The organism is Dyella terrae (assembly GCF_004322705.1).
In the GTDB taxonomy this organism is placed as follows: domain Bacteria; phylum Pseudomonadota; class Gammaproteobacteria; order Xanthomonadales; family Rhodanobacteraceae; genus Dyella_D; species Dyella_D terrae.
The window spans coordinates 382,192-401,715 of the sequence record NZ_SIZZ01000001.1; the positions used below are offsets into that span (position 1 = coordinate 382,192).

At 64.5% G+C, this 19,524-nt stretch carries 14 protein-coding genes and 2 pseudogenes; 11 read left to right on the plus strand and 5 right to left on the minus strand.

Translation table 11 applies throughout. From position 1 onward, the window contains the following. The first annotated feature begins 21 nt into the window (after positions 1–21). Positions 22–815 (plus strand): annotated as a pseudogene (locus EYV96_RS01905) (NUDIX hydrolase). After that, complete coding sequence (locus EYV96_RS01910) at positions 812–1,660, plus strand: sulfurtransferase (RefSeq protein WP_131149833.1); 849 nt, start codon at positions 812–814, stop codon at positions 1,658–1,660. The pseudogene EYV96_RS01905 and the gene EYV96_RS01910 overlap by 4 nt, the downstream one beginning before the upstream one ends. Positions 1,661–1,696: 36 nt before the next feature. On the opposite strand, the gene EYV96_RS01915 is transcribed toward EYV96_RS01910, so the two are convergent. The 4 genes from EYV96_RS01915 to uvrA form a co-directional block, all read right to left on the minus strand. After that, positions 1,697–2,452: an enoyl-CoA hydratase/isomerase family protein gene (locus EYV96_RS01915; protein ID WP_131149834.1), complete on the minus strand. Its 756-nt coding sequence runs from the start codon at positions 2,450–2,452 to the stop codon at positions 1,697–1,699. 65 nt (positions 2,453–2,517) lie between these two features. Next, the gene (locus EYV96_RS01920; RefSeq protein WP_338068481.1) at positions 2,518–3,981 is read right to left on the minus strand and encodes a DUF4139 domain-containing protein; all 1,464 of its coding nucleotides are present in this window, start codon (positions 3,979–3,981) and stop codon (positions 2,518–2,520) included. Positions 3,982–4,093: 112 nt separating this feature from the next. Beyond that, a complete protein-coding gene (locus EYV96_RS01925) occupies positions 4,094–4,543 on the minus strand; it encodes an acyl-CoA thioesterase (RefSeq protein ID WP_131149836.1) in 450 nt (149 codons plus the stop codon). Next, positions 4,540–7,431, minus strand: coding sequence for an excinuclease ABC subunit UvrA (gene uvrA, locus EYV96_RS01930; RefSeq protein WP_131149837.1), 2,892 nt, complete (start codon positions 7,429–7,431; stop codon positions 4,540–4,542). The genes EYV96_RS01925 and uvrA overlap by 4 nt, the downstream gene beginning before the upstream one ends. Before the next feature lie 178 nt (positions 7,432–7,609). Here uvrA and EYV96_RS18840 point away from each other — a divergent pair, with 178 nt between their 5' ends. From EYV96_RS18840 to EYV96_RS01965, 7 genes and pseudogenes are all read left to right on the plus strand, one after another. Beyond that, the gene (locus tag EYV96_RS18840; protein ID WP_240732313.1) at positions 7,610–8,377 is read left to right on the plus strand and encodes a DUF2059 domain-containing protein; all 768 of its coding nucleotides are present in this window, start codon (positions 7,610–7,612) and stop codon (positions 8,375–8,377) included. Between the two features lie 130 nt (positions 8,378–8,507). Next, entirely contained in the window at positions 8,508–8,822 is a 315-nt protein-coding gene (gene rplU, locus EYV96_RS01940) for a 50S ribosomal protein L21 (RefSeq protein ID WP_131149838.1), read from the plus strand. Between the two features lie 20 nt (positions 8,823–8,842). After that, positions 8,843–9,100 carry a 50S ribosomal protein L27 gene (rpmA, locus tag EYV96_RS01945; protein WP_131149839.1) on the plus strand — a complete coding sequence of 86 codons (258 nt, stop codon included), beginning with the start codon at positions 8,843–8,845 and terminating at the stop codon, positions 9,098–9,100. A gap of 173 nt (positions 9,101–9,273) precedes the next feature. Continuing rightward, positions 9,274–10,353 carry an Obg family GTPase CgtA gene (gene cgtA, locus EYV96_RS01950; protein WP_131149840.1) on the plus strand — a complete coding sequence of 360 codons (1,080 nt, stop codon included), beginning with the start codon at positions 9,274–9,276 and terminating at the stop codon, positions 10,351–10,353. Positions 10,354–10,399: 46 nt separating this feature from the next. Continuing rightward, entirely contained in the window at positions 10,400–11,869 is a 1,470-nt protein-coding gene (locus EYV96_RS01955) for a DUF3375 domain-containing protein (RefSeq protein ID WP_131149841.1), read from the plus strand. Next, positions 11,856–12,524: a DUF4194 domain-containing protein gene (locus EYV96_RS01960; RefSeq protein WP_131149842.1), complete on the plus strand. Its 669-nt coding sequence runs from the start codon at positions 11,856–11,858 to the stop codon at positions 12,522–12,524. The genes EYV96_RS01955 and EYV96_RS01960 overlap by 14 nt, the downstream gene beginning before the upstream one ends. Before the next feature lie 214 nt (positions 12,525–12,738). Continuing rightward, positions 12,739–16,137: pseudogene (locus EYV96_RS01965) on the plus strand (ATP-binding protein); the annotation flags it as partial. A 167-nt stretch (positions 16,138–16,304) separates the two neighbouring features. Here the strand turns inward: EYV96_RS01965 and rpsT are convergent. Next, the gene (gene rpsT / locus EYV96_RS01970) at positions 16,305–16,568 is read right to left on the minus strand and encodes a 30S ribosomal protein S20 (protein ID WP_017460878.1); all 264 of its coding nucleotides are present in this window, start codon (positions 16,566–16,568) and stop codon (positions 16,305–16,307) included. Between the two features lie 258 nt (positions 16,569–16,826). On the opposite strand from rpsT, the gene murJ reads away from it, so the two are divergent. Together murJ and EYV96_RS01980 are read left to right on the plus strand one after the other, a co-directional pair. Further along, positions 16,827–18,434 (plus strand): murein biosynthesis integral membrane protein MurJ, encoded by a 1,608-nt coding sequence (gene murJ, locus EYV96_RS01975; protein ID WP_131149843.1) that lies wholly within the window; start codon positions 16,827–16,829, stop codon positions 18,432–18,434. 37 nt (positions 18,435–18,471) lie between these two features. After that, entirely contained in the window at positions 18,472–19,425 is a 954-nt protein-coding gene (locus EYV96_RS01980) for a bifunctional riboflavin kinase/FAD synthetase (RefSeq protein WP_131149844.1), read from the plus strand. The last annotated feature ends 99 nt before the right edge of the window (positions 19,426–19,524 follow it).

Genomic DNA, 19,524 nt, shown 5'->3' on the forward strand with positions numbered 1-19,524 from the left:
CAGTCGCTAAAATAGGGGTTCATGTCGAACCCTTACATTGTCCCCGCACCTATCCTCAGTCCTTGCATCGGCATCTGCCGACTGGACGAGCGTGGCCTTTGCGAAGGTTGTTTCCGTACGGGCGATGAGATCGCGCGCTGGCGCAGCATGAGCGACGCCGAACGTACGCGTTACATGGACGAGATCCTGCCCGAGCGGGAAGCGTCATGAGCGATAGCGACCCGCTATCGCCACTGCTTCCGGCCCTGTTGCCGCTGAATACCCCGCCCCAGGGGCCCTCCTGGAACCACAGCGAAATGAGCGAGTTGATCGGCGATACGCCGCGTCGACCTGCGGCCGTGCTGTTGGGGTGGCGTGAAGGCGTGCAGCCGCGCCTGGTGTTGACGGTGCGCACTGCCAATCTGCAGGCGCATGCCGGGCAGGTTGCCTTTCCCGGTGGTCGGACCGACCCGGAGGATTCCGACGCAATCGCGACAGCTCTGCGCGAAAGTGAAGAGGAGATCGGGCTGGATCGCAAGCTGGTCACCCCGCTGGGTTTTCTCGACAGCTTCGAAACCATCAGCGGGTACCGGATTACACCCGTCGTGGCGCGGATCGATAGGAGCGCGCGCCTGTATCCGGCGCCGGCCGAAGTGGCAGAAGTGTTCGAGGTGCCAATGAATTTCTTCATGGACCCGGCCAATCTGCGGCGCTATACGATGGAATTTCGCGGGCACCGCCGCGAGATGGTCGAATTCATGCACGGCGGACATCGCATCTGGGGTGCGACGGCTGCCATGTTGTTCAATCTGTTGCAGAGGATGGGACGATCATGACTTTGCGTACTCCCTTGATCGACGCCGCGGCATTGCGTGCGATGTCACCGTCGGATGTGTTGATCGTCGACTGCCGGATCGATCTGAGCGACCGTAGCAAGAGCGAACGCGCCTATCTCGACGGTCACATTCCTGGCGCTGTGTACGTGAGCCTGGAGGACGACTTGTCCGACCTGTCGCGCATCGGAGAGGGCCTCGGACGGCATCCCTTGCCGATGGAGCAGGCGTTCTCGGCCGTGTTGTCCCGCATCGGCTGGAAGCCGGGGCTGAGCATGGTTTGCTATGACTCCGCCGGTGGCTCGCTCGCTGCGGCGCGCTTGTGGTGGATGATGCGCCTGGTCGGAGTGCACGATGTCGCTGTTCTTGATGGCGGTATCCAGGCCTGGGAAGCGGCGGGATATCCGCTGGAAAGCGGGAAGGTCGAGCGTGGGGCCACGACAGTTTCGCTCAGCTACGACGCGCGCACCTTTACGACGCAACACAGCGACGTCAGCGAACGTCCGGATCAGCTGCTGGTCGACGCCCGCGCGGCACCGCGTTACCGCGGCGACGTCGAGCCTCTGGATCGCGTCGGCGGCCATGTGCCCGGTGCGCTCAACCGTCCGTTCGCCGACAACCTCGACGATCAGGGGCGCTTCAAATCACCGGCGCGCCTGCGGGAGGAGTTCCAGGCGGTGATCGGTACGACCCAGCCCGATCATGTCGTGCACATGTGCGGCTCGGGCGTCACGGCCTGCCACAATCTGCTGGCCATGGAAGTCGCCGGGCTGCATGGCTCGCGCCTCTATGCGCCATCGTGGAGTGGCTGGGTGAGCGATCCGGCGCGTCCGGTCGCCAAAGGCTGAAAGGCTCCCCCGTCGCGACACGGGGGATTTGCCGGATTACTTCTTGTTCTTCAGACGCTCGACCAGCTGACGCAGCACAGCCTGAGTCTCGTCGCCGAAGAACGCATCGACGAAGTCATCGATCGGCAGCGCATCCGGATCCTTCCAGACCTCGATCAGGTCGGCACGGGCCAGGGCGCGCGTCGCGGACATGGCGCGCGGCGGCAGGGCGAGGAGCTCATTGAGCCAGTGCAACGAGCGCGTCACCACCTGGTCCACGCCAGTCAGCTCGTCCACCAGTCCGCAGGCCAGAGCCTGCTCCGATTCGATCATCGCGCCGGCAACCAGCAGGCGTTCGGCACGGTAGGTGCCGACTACGCGGCGCATGGCCATCTGGATGCACTCGGGTACCGTCAGTCCGACCTGCACTTCATTCAGGCCTATACGGAACGGGCCCTGCGCCATCACGCGGTAATCGCAGAACAGCGACAACACGGCGCCGCCGGCCGGGCTGTGACCGGTGATCGCTGCGACGATGGGCACCGGGCTCTTGGCCAGCGCCGCCGCCGTGTGGAAGAACATGCGCCAGAAGGCGCGCACTTCCGCGCGGTCCTTGCCGATAAGGGCCGGCACGTCGACACCGGCGGAAAACATACCTTCGGCACCGGAAAGCACGATGCCTCGCGCACCGCTGGCAAACGCCTGTGCCAGTGCGCCCTGGATCGCTTCCAGCAACGACATGTTCAGCGCATTGACGGGCGGGCGCGCCAGGTTGATCTCAGTGATGGCGTCGTGCTGGATGATCTTGAGCATGGCGGAAACTCAGGTAGAGGTGCTTGCCCGCGAGCGTAGCAAACTCGCGGGCGCTTGCCGGTGTTTTACTGCGGCTGCACGTCGGCCGCCCACTGGTAGTGAAGCGTGTAATCCAGGGTGACTTTGCCGTTGGCCGGCACCTGTACACGGAATTCCAGCAGGTCGGGCTTCTGCACCGAAGGCTTGGCGGAGGACGACGCCAAGGACCACTCGCGCCAGCGGAACGGGTGTTCTCGCACGGTGACGGTACGCGCACTGTCGCCGGCATTGGTCAGGGTGACACGGAAGGCTTCGTCCATCGTCCGGGCCGACTTATCGACCTTGAAGTCCGTCCGTTCCCGCTCACCACGAAGGTCGAAGGCATTGCCCAGCGTGACGTCGACCTTGCCTCTCTTGGGCGTGTCGGCGATCCGGCCTTCACCGATGAACTGGGACGAGCCCTGACGGTCGAGTGTCATCACGCGGAGGTTGCCGGCCGGCAGGCTGTCGAACGCCGTCAGTGCGAGCGTGCTGGTAATCGTATTGCCGCTGTTCCCGCCCACGTCGCGTGCGATCAATGGCTGGTTCGGCGACCAGCCTGCATTGCCGGCTTCGTAGATCAGGGTGCGTTCGCAATCGATCGAGCGTGTGGCGTACAGCGGTGTCTGCGTCACGCTGCCGTCGGGCAGGGTGACGAGGCCGGGAAGGGTGTAGCTGCGATAGTCACCGACGGTGTCCTGCTCCGGCGCGGCGTCGTAAGCGGCTTTGGCGCGCGGTGCGGCGGCTGCCATCATCATCGGGCGCGGCCCGGAGTTGCGGGCGAAGCGAGGCTCGCCGGCAATCAGAGTGAGTTGGGTGTCGTTCCAGTCGCGACCGCTGCGGTTGGCGATGCTGGCGCGCGATTCGAATTGCAGCTTGCAGCTGTTGCCGTCTGCCAGCGTGCCGATGTACGCCGCTCGCCAGCCCAGGCCACCTGTGGGATAGCTGAGGCTGGCCGTGGCCTTGCCGGCGCGGGCGCCCTCCACGCGCAGCTCAAGGCTTGAGCCGGTGTTGAACGTGCCGCGTGCACGCACCGCGGCGTATTCGCGCACCAGGCTCGTCTGCCCTTGCGCATCGCTGACCAGCAAGCCGTTGCTCGCGCGCAGCAGGGTGCCGCTGGCGATCACTTGTCCGCTGCTGCCCACGACATCGACGGGCTGGCCGACGAGGCTGCCCAGCGCGGCGTCCGCACCCTGGCCGATCCGCAGACGTTGTGACAGCACCTTGCCGGCACCGTTGTCGATGTTGAGAGCCAGCGCCTCGCTATCGAGGTAGGCAGGCAGGCCGCCCAGCACGATGTCTTGCACGCCTTGCTTCAGGTCGATCTGACGCGGCTCGCGTGCCATCGCATAGCCTGCCTCGACAGAGCCGCCGTCGCCGACGTTATAAAGCGCGCCATCGTCGCTGCGGTAAAGGGTGAGTTCGGTGCGGCCAGTGGCCGGCGCGGCGGTCGCCGAGCCGATAACGGCGGCACACGACAGGGCGAGGATGGAGCGGGAAAGGTGGCTCACGGTCAGACTCCTTTGTCACGTCAGTCGAAGGGGATCTTACGTATGACGACTGAAGGAGAGGTGTCGGAAGCATCGCAAACAAGAAGGGCGCCCTGCGGCGCCCTTCAAACCCTCATGCCTCAACGGCTTCGCGGATGGCCGGTGGAAGCGGCACGGGCTTGCCCGTGGACGGATCCATCCACACCATGACCACGCGACCGTCGCTGTACAGACGATCGTTGTCTTCGGCATCGACGATGCGATGGCCGATCGTCATCGAGCTGTTGCCCAGTCGCTCGCAGAAGAGCTCCACATGCAACTGCGCCGGCCACTCGATCGGATAGCGGTAGTTGATCTCGTTGGCGGCCAGCACCGGCATGGCGTGCTCGTCGAACCACGGGCCCGGCACGTGACGCAGCCACTGCAGGCGAGCCTCTTCCAGGTAGGTAAGGTAGTTCGAATTGTTGACGTGATTGAACGCGTCCAGGTCACGCCAGCGCACGCCAATGTCGGCGGTGAACAGCGGGGCGGTCTTGGCTGCGGCTTCTGTTGCAGCCTGGGTGTCGGTACTGCCAGAGCTCATGCAATCTTTTTCCGTGCGGCGGATTTCTCACGCCCGTTGTTCTTGGCGATTTTGCCGTTGGCGATTTTAAGGTGCGGCGCCAGGAAACGTCCCGTATGCGATGACGGCGTGGCGGCGACGGCCTCCGGCGTGCCGGACACCAGGATGCGACCGCCGCCGGAACCGCCTTCCGGACCCAGGTCGACGATCCAGTCCGCGGTTTTGATCACGTCGAGATTGTGCTCGATCACCACCACGGTATTGCCCTGTTCGACCAGTTGATGCAGCACGTCGAGCAACTGCTCGATATCGTGGAAGTGCAGGCCGGTCGTCGGCTCATCGAGGATGTACAGCGTGCGGCCGGTATCGCGCTTGGACAGTTCCTTGGACAGCTTCACGCGCTGCGCTTCACCGCCCGAGAGCGTGGTCGCGCTCTGGCCCAGCTTGATGTAGTCCAGGCCCACGGCGCGGAGCGTTTCGAGCTTGCGTGCGATGGTCGGCACGTTCTCGAACAGCTTCAGCGCGTCCTCCACCGTCATGCCGAGCACGTCGGCGATGGTGTGGCCCTTGTACATGATTTCCAGCGTTTCGCGGTTGTAGCGCTTGCCGTGGCACACGTCGCAGGGCACGTACACGTCTGGGAGGAAATGCATCTCCACCTTGATCATGCCGTCGCCTTCGCAGGCTTCGCAGCGACCTCCGCGCACGTTAAAGCTGAAGCGGCCGGCGGTGTAACCGCGTGAGCGTGCTTCCGGCACCTGTGCGTAGAGTTCGCGCAACGGCGTGAACAGGCCTGTGTACGTGGCCGGATTCGAACGCGGCGTGCGGCCGATCGGCGACTGATCGATGTCGACGACCTTGTCGAACAACTCCATGTTCTCGACCGACTTGTACGGCGCCGGCTGTTCGCTGGCGCCATTGAGTTCGGTTGCGGCGATACGGAAGAGCGTGTCGTTGATCAGCGTCGACTTACCCGAGCCAGAAACACCCGTGACACAGGTGAACAGGCCGGCCGGGATGTCGAGATCGACGTTCTTGAGATTGTTGCCGCTGGCGCCGTGGAGATGCAGCCAGGATTCTGCGTCCTCCTGCACGCGGCGCTCTTCCGGCACCTTGATCGCGCGGCGACCCGACAGATACTGGCCGGTGACCGAGCGCTTGGAGGCCAGGATGTCCTTGAGCGTGCCCTGTGCGACGACTTCACCGCCGTGCACACCGGCACCCGGGCCGATGTCGAGCACGTGGTCGGCCAGACGGATGGCGTCTTCGTCGTGCTCCACCACGATGACCGTGTTGCCCAGGTCGCGCAGACGCGTGAGCGTGCCGAGCAGGCGCTCGTTGTCGCGCTGGTGCAGGCCAATGGACGGCTCGTCGAGCACGTACATGACGCCGACTAGGCCGGCACCGATCTGCGAGGCGAGTCGAATGCGCTGGGCTTCACCGCCGGAGAGCGAGTCCGCCTGGCGATCGAGCGTCAGGTAATTCAGGCCGACGTCGTTGAGGAAGCTCAGGCGCTCGCGGATTTCCTTGACGATCTTCACCGCGATCTCGCCGCGCCAGCCCGCCAGGGTCAGCTTCTCGAAGAAGGCGAGGGCGTCATCGATCGAGCGCGAGGTAAGCGAGGGCAGGGCGTGGTCGGCGACGAACACGTTGCGCGCCGAGCGATTCAGGCGCTGGCCGTGGCAATCCGGGCAGGGTTTTTCGCTGATGTACTTGGCCAGCTCTTCGCGCACCGCGGACGATTCCGTCTCGCGGTAGCGACGTTCGAGATTCGGCAGGATGCCTTCGAAGGTGTGTTCGCGTGTGACGCGACCACCGCGTTCAGTGATGTAACGGAACGCGATCTTTTCCTTGCCGCTGCCCTGGAGCACGGCGTTCTGTACGTTGGCCGGCAGCTGGCTCCAGGCCGTGTCGACATCGAAGCCGTAATGCTGCGCCAGCGACACAATCATCTGGAAGTAGTACGCATTGCGGCGGTCCCAGCCGCGCACCGCGCCGCCGGAAAGCGGCAGCTCCGGATGGTTGACCACGCGTGCGGCGTCGAACACCTGCGTCACGCCAAGACCGTCGCAGCTGGGGCAGGCACCGATGGGTGAGTTGAACGAGAACAGGCGCGGCTCGAGTTCCGGCAGCGAGTAATCGCAGACCGGGCAGGAGTAACGCGACGAGAGCAACTGCTCAGGCGCATCGGCGTTGTCCATGTCCACCACGATGACCAGGCCATCACCCAGGCGCAGCGCGGTCTCGAAGGATTCGGCCAGGCGCTGCTTGATGTCGTCGCGCGGACGGAAGCGGTCGATCACCACTTCGATGGTGTGCTTCTGGCGCAGCGTCAGTGGTGGTACGGCGTCGAGTTCGTACACGGTGCCATCGACGCGGGCGCGCACGAAACCCTGCGCGCGCAGCTGGTCGAACACCTGCACATGCTCACCCTTGCGTTCTCGAATGACCGGGGCCAGCAGCATGAAGCGCTTGTCCGGATCCAGCGCGAGCGTGGCGTCGACCATCTGGCTCACGGTTTGCGCTTCCAGCGGGATGCCGTGGTCGGGGCAGCGAGGCGTACCGACACGCGCGAACAGCAGGCGCAGGTAGTCGTACACCTCGGTGATCGTGCCCACGGTTGAACGCGGGTTGTGCGAAGTGGACTTCTGTTCGATCGAAATCGCCGGCGACAGACCTTCGATATGGTCCACGTCGGGCTTTTCCATCATCGAGAGGAATTGCCTCGCGTAGGCCGACAGCGATTCCACGTAACGGCGCTGGCCTTCTGCGTAGATGGTGTCAAAAGCGAGCGACGATTTACCCGACCCGGACAGGCCCGTGATCACGATCAGCTGATCGCGAGGGAGGTCCAGATCGATGTTTTTGAGGTTATGCGTGCGAGCGCCGCGGATGCGGATCGTATCCATGTCGACTGGGGGTGTCGGGGAAAAACTGCACTATACCAAACTAATCAGGTCAGTTATTACCTTGGGGTCTCCGAAATGTCTGGTCTTCAGTGACGAGTCGGTCAGATATGGCTTAATAGTTGTTTGGCCGGTTTCTGGCCTGGTCGGATCGGATGTGAGGGTTGCGAGGATGGGTAAAGTGAGCAAGTGGGCCGTCGCCATGCTGCTGGCGGCCGGGGCGACCGCGGGCCATGCGGCCACGCAGGCTCCGACCGAGGAGCAGGTGCGTCAGCTGATGGAGGTGGTGGGTGTTGGCAAAATGCTCACCCAGATGAACGCCCAGGCCGTGGGTGTCATGCAGCAATCCCTGCCGTGCATCCCGGCCAGCTACTGGCAGAACTACGTCGATGCCAACGGCTCCCAGCAATTCATCGGCCGCCTCGTGCCGATCTGGCAGAAGCATTTCACGGCCGATGAGATGGAGGGCATGCTCAAGTTCTATCGCTCCCCGCTCGGCCAGAAGGTGATCGCCGAGATGCCCGCGACCATGGCTGAAGCCACCCAGGCCGGCCAGCAGTGGAGCCACGAGCGCAGCGAGCAGATGCTTGCCGAGCTCAAGCAGAAGGGCAGCCTGGACACCCATGGCCGCTGCCCGGCGACCGTGGCATCCGGCGACCAGCCGGGCGATGTCGAGGCCAATGAGGACGAGGCGGACACTGCTGCGGCCGCTGCGGCAACCAAGACGACGTCAAAGAAGGCCGCAACCACGAAGAGCAAGGCAAAGCCCTCAACCAAGGCCAAGCCCAAGACTCCGGCCAAGACGACCCAGAAAACCACGAGCAAGGCCCCGGCAACGACCACCAAGTCAACGGCCAAGCCGGCCAGCGGCACGTCCAAGACCACTGCGGACAAGCCGGCCGCCAAGGCGGCCTCGACCCCCGCCGCCACCCCGGCCAGCGGAAGCTGACCCGGATTCTGATGTCGGCAGGTGGTCAGGAATTGACCAGAAATCCTGGGGATGGCTATAATCCCCAGTTCGCCGCCCCGACAAAGGGCTGAGCGAAACCCAAGAGAATAACGACAGAAGGGATAATCCCATGAGTTATGCAGTCATCAAGACCGGTGGCAAGCAGTACCGCGTGCAGCAGGGCGACGTCCTGCGTGTGGAACTGCTGAACGCCGAAGAAGGCTCCGCCGTCAGCTTCGACCAGGTTCTGCTGGTTGGCGCCGGTGAGTCGATCACCGTTGGTGCCCCGACCGTGGCCGGTGCCACCGTCAGCGCCACCGTGCGCAAGCACGGCCGCGCCGACAAGGTCCGCATCATCAAGTTCCGCCGCCGCAAGCACCACAAGAAGCAGCAGGGACATCGTCAGCATTTCACCGAAGTCGAGATCACGGGCATCAACGCCTGATCAGCCGGAGTTAAATAGTCATGGCACATAAAAAAGGCGTAGGTTCGTCCCGCAACGGTCGCGACTCGAACCCCAAGTATCTCGGCGTCAAGATCTACGGTGGCCAGGCCATCGAAGCCGGCAACATCATCGTGCGTCAGCGCGGCACCAAGTTCCATGCCGGTACCGGCGTGGGCCTGGGTCGTGACCACACGCTCTTTGCGCTGGTCGACGGCACGGTCGAGTTCAAGACCCGTGGTCCGAACAACCGCAAGTACGTCAGCGTCGCCCAGGGCTAATCGCTCTGCCCGATGCAGCGAAAGCCCCGCTCGCGCGGGGCTTTTGTTTTTTTGAAGCTTAGTCATAGGGAATGGGCAGCAGGGAATCGGCGCAAGCGGCCACGTTCCTCTACCATGTCGCTATTGCGGCCTCGCGATTCACTTTTCCCTTCCCCCGATTCCCGGCTATTCCCATGAAATTCGTCGACGAAGCCATCATCAAGGTCCACGCCGGTGACGGCGGCAACGGATGCATCAGCTTCCGTCGCGAAAAATTCATTCCCTTCGGCGGTCCCGATGGCGGCGACGGCGGCCATGGTGGCTCCGTGTGGCTCGTGGCTGACGAAGGCCTCAATACCCTGATCGACTTCCGGCACCAGCGCAGCTTCAAGGCTCAGCGCGGCCAGAACGGCATGGGTAGCGACATGTACGGCAAAGGTGGCGAAGACACCGACATCCGCGTGCCGATCGGCACCGTGGTCACCAACGTCGACACCGACGAAGTCATCGGCGACCTCACCGTGCACGGCCAGCGCCTGCTCGTCGCCCAGGGCGGCAAGGGCGGCCTGGGCAATATCCATTTCAAGAGCTCGGTGAACCGTGCGCCGCGCAAGTCGACGCCGGGTACGCCGGGTGACGTACGTGAACTGAAGCTCGAGCTCAAGCTGCTGGCTGACGTGGGCCTGCTGGGTTTCCCGAATGCAGGCAAGTCGACCTTTATCCGCGCCGTGTCCGCCGCGACGCCGCGCGTGGCCGACTATCCGTTCACCACGCTGCACCCGAACCTGGGCGTGGTCAGCCTGGGCACGGACCAGAGCTTCGTTATCGCCGACATCCCGGGCCTGATCGAGGGCGCCGCGGAAGGCCATGGCCTGGGTATCCAGTTCCTGCGCCACGTGTCGCGCACGCGCCTGTTGCTGCATCTGGTGGACATCGCGCCGATCGACGGTACGGATGTGGTGGAGCAGGTGCGCGCCATCGAGCACGAGCTGCAGAAGTTCGACGCCGAGCTGCTGGATCGTCCGCGCTGGCTGGTGCTTAACAAGGCCGACGTCCTGCCTGAAGACGAGCGCCAGGCCGTGGCTGAAGACATCGTCGCGCGCCTGGGCTGGACCCAGCCTTGGTTCCTGGTGTCGGCCATTGCGCGCGACAACACGATGAACGTCTGCCAGCACATCCAGCGCTTCTTCGAGTCGCAGCGCGAAGCGCACGAGGGCCGTACTGACATGTCGCCGGGTGACGTGCGTCTGCGCGGGGAAGCGTCGCGCGACTGATACTTCGCGTTACCGTTTCCATCGCCGGCAGGAGCACCACTGACGCATGAAGCTGCATGACCGCATCGCCGGCTACCGTCGGCTGCGTGACCAGGCCCTGTGGCGGCTCCTCGCCGCCGATCACGCTCCCGAGCTGGTCGGCCTGCTGCAAACCCTGCTTCACGACGCCGATCGCCGCTTGCCGGCATCGGCGCTGCATGAACGCCTCCAGCATCACCTCGATGCCATCAACGCCTCGGACCTGCCGCGTGAGTTGCCGCGCACTGCGCCGGCCTACATCGCCCACTGGCTGTCCCAGGGCTTCCTTGAGCGCCGGCTGCCGGAAGGCGCCAGCGAGGAAGAGTACGAACTGTCCGCAGCCGCGGCGCAGGCGGTGCGCTTCATTGGCGGTCTGAGTGCCCGACGCCAGGCCGCCACGGAAAGCCGGCTTTCTCTGGTCATCCAGCAGGTGGCGCAACTCGCCGAACAGACCGACACCGATCCGGCCTCGCGTCTGCAGGCCCTGCAGGCCGAACGCGACCGCATCGATGCGGAAATGGAGCGTGTTCGCAGCGGCAAGGTCGATGCGATCAACGGCCAGCGCGCGCTGGAGCGTACCCGCGAAATCATCCAGCTGGCCGACGAGCTGGTGGAAGATTTCCGCCGCGTGCGCGACGATTTCGAAAGGCTCAATCGCGAGTTCCGCGAACGCATCATCGATGACGATGCGCAGCGTGGCGAATTGCTGGATCGCTTGTTCGAAGGCGTGGATGTGATCGGCGAGAGCGACGCCGGGCGCAGCTTCCAGGCCTTCTGGAACCTGCTCAACAATGTCGAGCAGAGCATCCAGCTCGACAACGCGATGGAAACGCTTCTGTCGCGCAACTTCGCCCGACGCCTGCAACGCGATGAGCGCGTCCTGTTGCGCGGCTTTACTGGCGTGATGCTCGAGCGTGGCAGTCAGGTGCGCGATGTCATGCAGCATTTCGTGCGTGGCCTGCGCGGTTTCGTGCAAAGTCGTGGCTATCTTGAGCAGCGGCATCTGAATCAGCTGCTGAAGCAGGCGCAAGCCGAAGCCCTGCAGTTGCGCGATGAAACGGCCGCGGGTCGGCGCACGCCATTCATTCTTCCGCTGACGTCGGCGCGATTGCGCTCGTTGTCGCAGTGGCGGCTCCACGATCCACGCCATGCCAGGGTGGACGGGAACGTCGAGCGCAGCGGCGGCGCGATGATCTCGCTCGACAGCGTGGGCGAACTGGTCGCGCAGTCCGAAATCAACTTCCGCGGTCTCAAGCGCGACATTCACGGCCTGCTGGCCTCGCGCGATCAGCTGTCGATTGCGCAGGTACTGGACGCGCATCCCGCCGAGCAGGGCCTCGGCAGCATCATCGGTTTCCTTTCGCTGGCGACGCGCCACGGTGTGGTGTCGGAAGGCGGGACGGAAGACGTTTCCTGGCAGGGCGGCGATGGACAGTGGCGACATGCCCGCATTCCGCTCGTGTGGTTCACCAAGGAAAAGCGACATGAACTTGCTTGAAGACGAGCGCATCGACGTGGTCGTTGAACCCGCGCCGGAACCCGGGACGGGCTTGTTTGCGGGCGATACGGGCGTGCTGCCGGTCGAGGCGCGTCGTGCGCTGTGCCAGTTGCTCGCCGGTCCGAGCATCGATGCGATGCGCCAGGAGGCCCTCTGGGCGGCCTTGCAGCGCTTTGAAACCACCCTGCGTTCGCTGCTGAGCGAGATGTTCCTCGAACTGGTGATGGATCGCGAGGCGGGTATCGCCTTCGTGCGCCAGGCCGATACCGGCGAGCTTGATACGCCGGTCCTGCTGCGCAGCCACCCTCTGACTTTCATCGATACCGTGCTGCTGCTGCATCTGCGCCAGCAGTTGGTAGAGGCCGATGCCCAGGGCGTGCGCGCGGTCGTGGAAGAGGCCGCGCTGGTGGATGCCCTGTCCGTTTACGAAAAGAACGTTTCCACCGATCGTGCCGGTTTCGCCAAACGCGTCGTCGCGGCGATCGGCAAGATGCGCGAGAACCGCGTGCTGGAACGCCTGCGTGGCAGCGAAGAGCGCTATGAGGTGACTCCGGCCCTGAAGCTCATGTTCTCCGCTGAGGATGTGCTGGCGTTGACCCAGGTGTATCGCGAGCTGCGTGGCGAGACGGTCGTGGAGGAATTGTCGGGTGAGTGACAAGAAGAAGTCGGCCAAGAAGGCCGCAGGCAAGGCGGCAAAGAAGGCCGCTCCCGGCGCCCCGCGCAAATCAGGCTCGGCTGCCGTGAAGGTGGCGAAGCCCAAAGCCAAGCCGTCGAAAAAGGTGCCTGTCGCCAAAGCCAAGGCATCCGCGATCGTCAAGGCGAAAGCCCCTGAGGTTGCTCCGGTGATTGAAGCTGCGCTCGTCCCGGACGTGGCGCCCGCCGTCGTTGCCAAGCCGGCGCGTGCGGCCAAGCCCGTCGCCAACTCGCTGTTTCTTTCCGATCTGCCCGATCCGCGCGACGAGCAGTTCCGTATGCGCCGCTTGCAGGTCTTCAACTGGGGCACCTTTAGCGGCCTGGTCGATGTACCGATTGCCGAGAAGGGGTTCCTGTTTGTCGGTCGCTCAGGCTCGGGCAAGTCGACCTTGCTCGATGCCATGTCGGCACTGCTGGTGCCGCCGAGTCTGGTGGACTTCAACGCAGCCGCTCGCGAAGCTGACCGCAGCGGGCGCGATCGCAGCCTCGCGTCGTATGTGCGCGGTGCCTGGGCTGACCAGCACGACAGCGATTCGGGCGAAATCTCGACGCAGTACCTGCGCAAGGGCACGACCTGGTCGGCGCTGGCGATGGAATACCGCAATGCGCTGGGCGAAGTGGTGTCGCTGGTGCGCCTGTTCTGGATCGCCGGATCGGGCTCTGCCGCTGCCGACGTGCGCAAGCACTACATGGTGTGCGAGCGGCCCTTCGACATCGCCACGGACATGCAGGGCTTCGATCTCGATCTGCGCCAGCTGAAGTCACGACTGGGTGACGACGTCCAGCACTTCGACGCGTTCGCCGGCTATGCCGAGCGTTTCCGTCGTTTGCTGGGCATCCAAAACGACATGGCGCTCAAGCTGCTGCACAAAACGCAGTCGGCGAAGAATCTGGGCGACCTCAATCACTTCCTGCGCAACTTCATGCTCGAAGAGCCGCAGACCTTCGATGCTGCCGATCGCCTCGTGGCGGACTTCGGCGAGCTGGACGCGGCGCACAAGGCGGTCGTGCTGGCGCGCGAGCAGGTTGGCACCTTGTTGCCCGCGCGCGATGCCTACGAAGCGCTGATGACACTGCGGCGAACCACGGGCGAAATCCGTGAGCAGCAGCAGGGCGTGGACATCTATCGCGAACAGCGCCGCCTGATGCTGCTCGATGGCCGTCTGGCCGAATTGCAGGTACAGGCGCAGGCTCTGGAAGGCGAGCAGTCGCAGCGTAAGCAACTGCTTGAGAATCACGACCAGCGACTTGCCGACCTGGAGCGCCAGCGCCGCGAGCAGGGTGGTGATGCCGTCGATCAGCTAGAGCGCGAGCGCGAACACGTGCAGCGCGAGCGTGACGAGCGCCTGCGTCGCCGTACCCGCATCGAGACCGCATGCGCTGAGCTGGGCTGGACCCTGCCGGGCACAGCACGCGGCTTTGCCGAACTGGCGGGACAGGCGCGTGAGCTGATGTCAGGCGCATCCGGGCATGCCGCGTCGCTGGAAGAAAAAATGGACGCGCTCAAGCGCGACGGCGGTGCGGTGGCGCAACGCTTCGCGGCGGTGCGTTCGGAGATCGAAGCCCTCAAGCGACATCCGTCGAATATCCCGGCTCCCATGCAGGCCATGCGTGCGCGCCTGTGTCAGGACCTTGGCTGGTCTGAAAACGCACTTCCATTCGTTGGCGAGCTTCTGCAGGTCAAGGATGAACACGCCGCGTGGCGCGGTGCCATCGAACGCGTGCTGCACGGGTTCGCCATGTCGATGCTGGTGGACGAGCAGAGGCATGCGGAAGTCGCCGCGTGGGTGAACAAGACGCACCTCGGCGGCAAGCTGGTTTATTACCGCGTGGGCAAGGGTGACGCATTCAGTCGTCATCGCCCCGACGCGCGATCGCTGGTGCACCGCCTGGCTGTGCGCGATCACGCGCATGGCGAGTGGCTGCAAGCGGAACTTGCGCGCCGTTTTGACTACGCTTGCGTCGATACCGCGGCGCAGCTTCGCAACGCCGATCGCGCCATCACGCGCGAGGGGCAGGTCAAGCATCCAGGCGACCGGTTCGAGAAGGACGACCGTCGTGCCGTCGACGACCGTCGTCACTGGATCCTTGGCTTCGACAATCGCGACAAGCTGTCGGTCTTCGAGAAAGAGGGTGCCGATCTGGCGGGCTCCATTGCGCGCAACAGCGATGCGCTTGGTGGGCTGCGCCAGGAGCGCGACAAGGGTGGCGAGCGTCGCCTTGCCGCGTCGACGGTGGCGCAGGCCGAGTGGGATGAGATTGACGTCGCGCCGAAGCTGCAGCGTATCGCCGATATCGAGGAGCGTCTGGCCGAGCTGGCGCATGGCGACGCAAGCCTCGCGCAGGTGGCGCGGCAGCTGGAGGACGAGCGTCGCCAGCGTCAGCAGGCGGCGATGGCTTTTGAGGAGTCCTCGGCAGAGCGCATTGCAGTGGAGCGCGAGCGACGCGGCCTCCAATCCCAGCGAGACGCTTGCGCCTCGCGTGTGGGTGCGATATCGCTGACGCCGGTACAGATGGAAGGCCTGCAGTCGAAGCTACCGTCCCAACCGACGTTGTCGCTCGACAATATCGACAGCCAGTTCCGTACCCTGGAGCGCGGACTTCACGATCTGTTGAACGGTCAGGCGGCGCAGGACAACCGCCTGGTGCAGGCCGTCGAAGAGTGTTTCCGCACGTTCTGCCGCAAGTGGCCGCAGGACAGCGCGGATTTCACGCCGCGCATCGATTCGGTGGAAGGCTTCCTGGCGCGGCTTCGTCGCCTGGAGCTTGACGGCCTGCCCAAGCATGAGTCGCGCTTCTTCGAGCTTCTCCAGAGCCAGAGCAAGCAGGACTTGCTGGTGCTGCAGAAGCACATGACCGAGGCGCGTAAAGCCATTGGCCAGCGCATGGAAGAGGTCAACGAGAGTCTGGAGCGTGTGCCGTTCAACCGTGGCACGCTGCTGCAGATCGAGGTATCCGATCGGGGCGTCCAGGATGTGCGCGATTTCCAGTCGCAACTGCGCGATGTGCTGATGCAGGGTGCCACGGAAGATCGCGAGCTGGCCGAGTCCCAGTTCGGCGTGCTTCGCCGCCTGGTCGAGCGTCTGGGTGCCGAGGATCCGGAGCATCGTCGCTGGCGCGAGCAGGTGCTGGACGTGCGCCTGCATGTGGAGTTTGTCGGCGTCGAAGTGGAAGCGGAAACGCGACGCCAGGTTGAGGTGTACCGCAGCGGTGCCGGCAAGTCCGGTGGCCAGCGCCAGAAGCTGGCGACCACCTGCCTCGCAGCGGCGCTGCGCTACCAGCTCGGTGGCGAAGACGGCCATCTGCCGCGCTACGCGCCGGTGGTGCTCGACGAGGCGTTCGACAAGGCCGACAACGAGTTCACCGCGCTTGCGATGAACATCTTCGAGAACTTCGGTTTCCAGATGGTGGTGGCAACGCCGCTGAAGTCGGTGATGACGCTGGAGCCATTCATTGGCGGCGCCTGCTTCGTCGACATCAATGGCCGCCACGATTCGGGCGTGCTGCTGATCGATTACGACGAGTCGGAGCGTCGACTTGCGCTGCCTGAGAAGGCCCGGGCGGAAAGCGCTGCGGCGTAAAACACGGCCTGTGGGCTGATCGTGCCGGGTGCCCGCGCATGCGGTCGCCCGGTGGATGGCCGCCCACACGGGTCCATCAAAGACGCTGCCTGAGTACAGGCATGAAAAAGGCCGGCGAAAGCCGGCCTTTCTCGTCCAACCCGAGTCGCGTGGAAGCTGGCTTACGCCAGCTCGCGGATCTTCGCGTTGAGGCGGCTCTTATGACGAGCGGCCTTGTTCTTGTGGATCAGGCCGCGAGCGGCGTAGCGATCCATGACCGGCTGGGCAGCGGCAAACGCTTCAACCGCGGCAGCCTTGTCCTTGGCCTCAATGGCCTTGACGACCTTCTTGAGGGCAGTGCGCACCATGGAACGGGCGCTGACGTTGCGCAGGCGGCGCTGCTCGGACTGGCGCGCGCGCTTCTTCGCGGACTTGATGTTGGCCAAGGTAGAACTCCGAAATCGTTGGGGTTGGAAAAAGGCGGTAATTATGTGGTCAAAGTTGGCGCTACGTCAACCGCTTAGCCAATATTGGCCGCTCTGGCACCGGGCGTCGGCACGGCCGGGTCCCTGGAGGAAGCCTCGAAATTGCCATGAGCGTGGCTGTCATCTTGCCCGGAGGGGCTGTCAAACTAGCGCCCTCGAAGGGGGCGTGGCACACCGGCTTCCCGCGCATTGTCCACCAAAGAAGGTTTTCGCGCTCGCATGAAGTCCCCCAGCATGTTCCGAGGCCTGCTGTCGTTCAGCAGCATGACCATGGTTTCGCGCGTGCTCGGCCTGGTCCGCGACATGTCGATCAACATGCAGTTCGGCGCCAGCGCGGCCACCGACGCCTTCTGGGTGGCATTCCGCATCCCGAACTTCATGCGCCGCCTGTTCGCCGAAGGGTCCTTTTCCACGGCCTTCGTGCCGGTCTTCACGGAGGTGAAGGAGAAGCGGACCCACGAAGACCTCAAGGTGCTGATGTCGCGTGTCTCAGGCACCCTGGGCGGCGTGCTGATGATCATCACCGCACTGGGTGTGATCTTTGCGCCCCAGGTGACGACGCTGTTTTCGCCCGGTGCCGTCGAAACCCCCGACAAGTTCGAGCTGACGGTCGACCTGCTGCGGCTGACCTTTCCGTTCCTCCTGTTCGTTTCGTTGACGGCATTGAGCGGCGGGGCACTCAACAGCTTCCATCGCTTCGGTCTCCCGGCGCTCACCCCGGTGATCCTCAACCTCTGCATGATTGGCGGCGCCCTGTGGCTGGCGCCGCGCATGCATACGCCGATCATGGCGATGGGCTGGGCGATCCTGGCGGCAGGCATCCTGCAGCTGCTGTTCCAGTTGCCCGCGCTGGCCCGGCTGGACCTGCTTACCTTGCCGCGCTGGGGCTGGAGCCATCCGGACGTTCGTCGCATTCTCAGGTTGATGGTGCCAACGCTGTTCGGCTCGTCGGTGGCGCAGATCAACCTGCTGCTGGATACGGTCATCGCCTCGCTGCTGTTCGTAGGCTCGCAGAGCTGGCTGTCCCAGGCCGATCGCTTCCTGGAACTGCCGCTGGGCGTGTTCGGCGTGGCCCTGGGCACGGTGATCCTGCCGTCGCTGTCGCGCCATCATGTGGCGACGGACAGCGCGGGGTTCTCAAAAGCCCTCGACTGGGGGCTGCGTACGACGCTGATCATCGCCGTCCCGGCCATGTTTGGCCTGATGTTGCTCGCCGAGCCGCTCGTGGCGACGCTTTTCCAGCACGGTCGTTTCACGGCGTTTGATACCCGCATGGCAACGCTGTCGATTTCGGCGCTGAGCTTTGGTCTGCCGGCGTTTGCGCTGGTCAAGGTCGTGCTGCCGGCGTTCTATGCCCGCCAGGACACGCGCACGCCGGTTCGGGCCGGTGTCGCCTCGCTCGTGGCGAATATGGTCCTGAACGTGATTTTCCTGCTGCTGCTGTTTCGGCTCTGGGCGCCCGCCGAAGCGCGGCAGGGCAGCCTGCTTGATGGGCTCGCCAGCGTGCCGGGCCTGCACATGGCCTTGGGAATCGCCAGCGCCATCGCCAGCTATGTGAATCTCGGCCTGCTCTGGTACTGGCTGCGCAAGGCGGGCGTCTACGAGCGTCAAGCCGGGTGGGCGCGCCATCTTGTGCGATTGGCGCTTTCCTGCGGTGTGATGATCGCCGTGCTGCTGGTCGGGCTCTGGGTCTGGCCGGAATGGACGGATGTCTCCAAGTGGACGCGCATCTGGCATCTGGCCGTGCTGGTCGGCGCCGGTGGGCTGGCCTATCTGGGGACGCTGTTCGCAGCGGGCTTCCGGATGCGGGATCTGCGGGGCGTTTAAGCCCCGCGAGGCGCGTCACGCCCGCTATACTCCCGGGATGATGAGACTTTCCAGGGATGTCGCCGGCCCGTGCCTGGCGCCCGGCGGCAGCGTCGTTGCCGTGGGTGCCTTCGACGGCTTGCATCGGGGCCACCAGGCCTTGCTTTCACAGGTGCGCGAGCGCGCCCAGGTGCTCGGCTGCACGCCCATGGCCGTAAGTTTCGAACCCTTGCCGCGTGCCTTTTTCTCGAAAGAACCCGTGGCGCGCCTGTCGAGCGTGCGCGAGAAGCTGCTTGGCTTCGCCGCGGCGGGCATCGACCACACGCTGCTGATGCGCTTTAACCAGGACCTCACCGCCATGTCGGCGGAGGATTTCGTCCGGCAGGTTCTGGTTGACCGGCTTGGCGCCCGCGAAGTCTGGGTGGGCGGTGATTTTCGTTTCGGCCACAAGCGCGGCGGCGATGTCGCCATGCTCGAAGCCATGGGGCCGTCCTGCGGTTTTGTGGCGCGCACCATGCCGCCCGTTCTGCTGGAAGGCACCCGCGTCTCGGCGACGCGCGTACGCATGCTGCTCGCCGCCGGTGAGTTCGCGGGCACGGCGCCGCTCCTTGGGCGCCCGTTTGTCATGGAAGGCAAGGTGGAATACGGCAACCAGCTGGGTCGCACGCTGGGCTTTCCCACCGCCAACATCCACCTGCGCGATCGCGTCAGTCCGATCCACGGAATCTTCGCCGTGCGCGTGGGCCTGGGCGAAAGCGAATGCAGCTGGCCGGCCGTGGCCAGCCTGGGCGTACGCCCGACTGTCAATCAGGTGCCGGAGCCGTTGCTGGAAGTCCATTTGTTCGATTTCGAGGGCGATCTCTACGGCCAGCGCATGGCGGTCGAGTTCGTGGCCAAGTTGCGCGACGAGATGAAATTCGACGGCCTGGATGCTCTGACCGCCCAGATGCATCTTGACGCCCGCCAGGCACGCGAGATTCTGGGCATGAATCCGCGTCTGGCCGAGGCGTAACGGCCTCAAATCCGGTAACGTTTGGGCTTTCGCCCGACCCCGGTCACCCCCATTGACGGCGACGGCCCACAGGCCGCGTCCTGACTCCCCATTGGCACC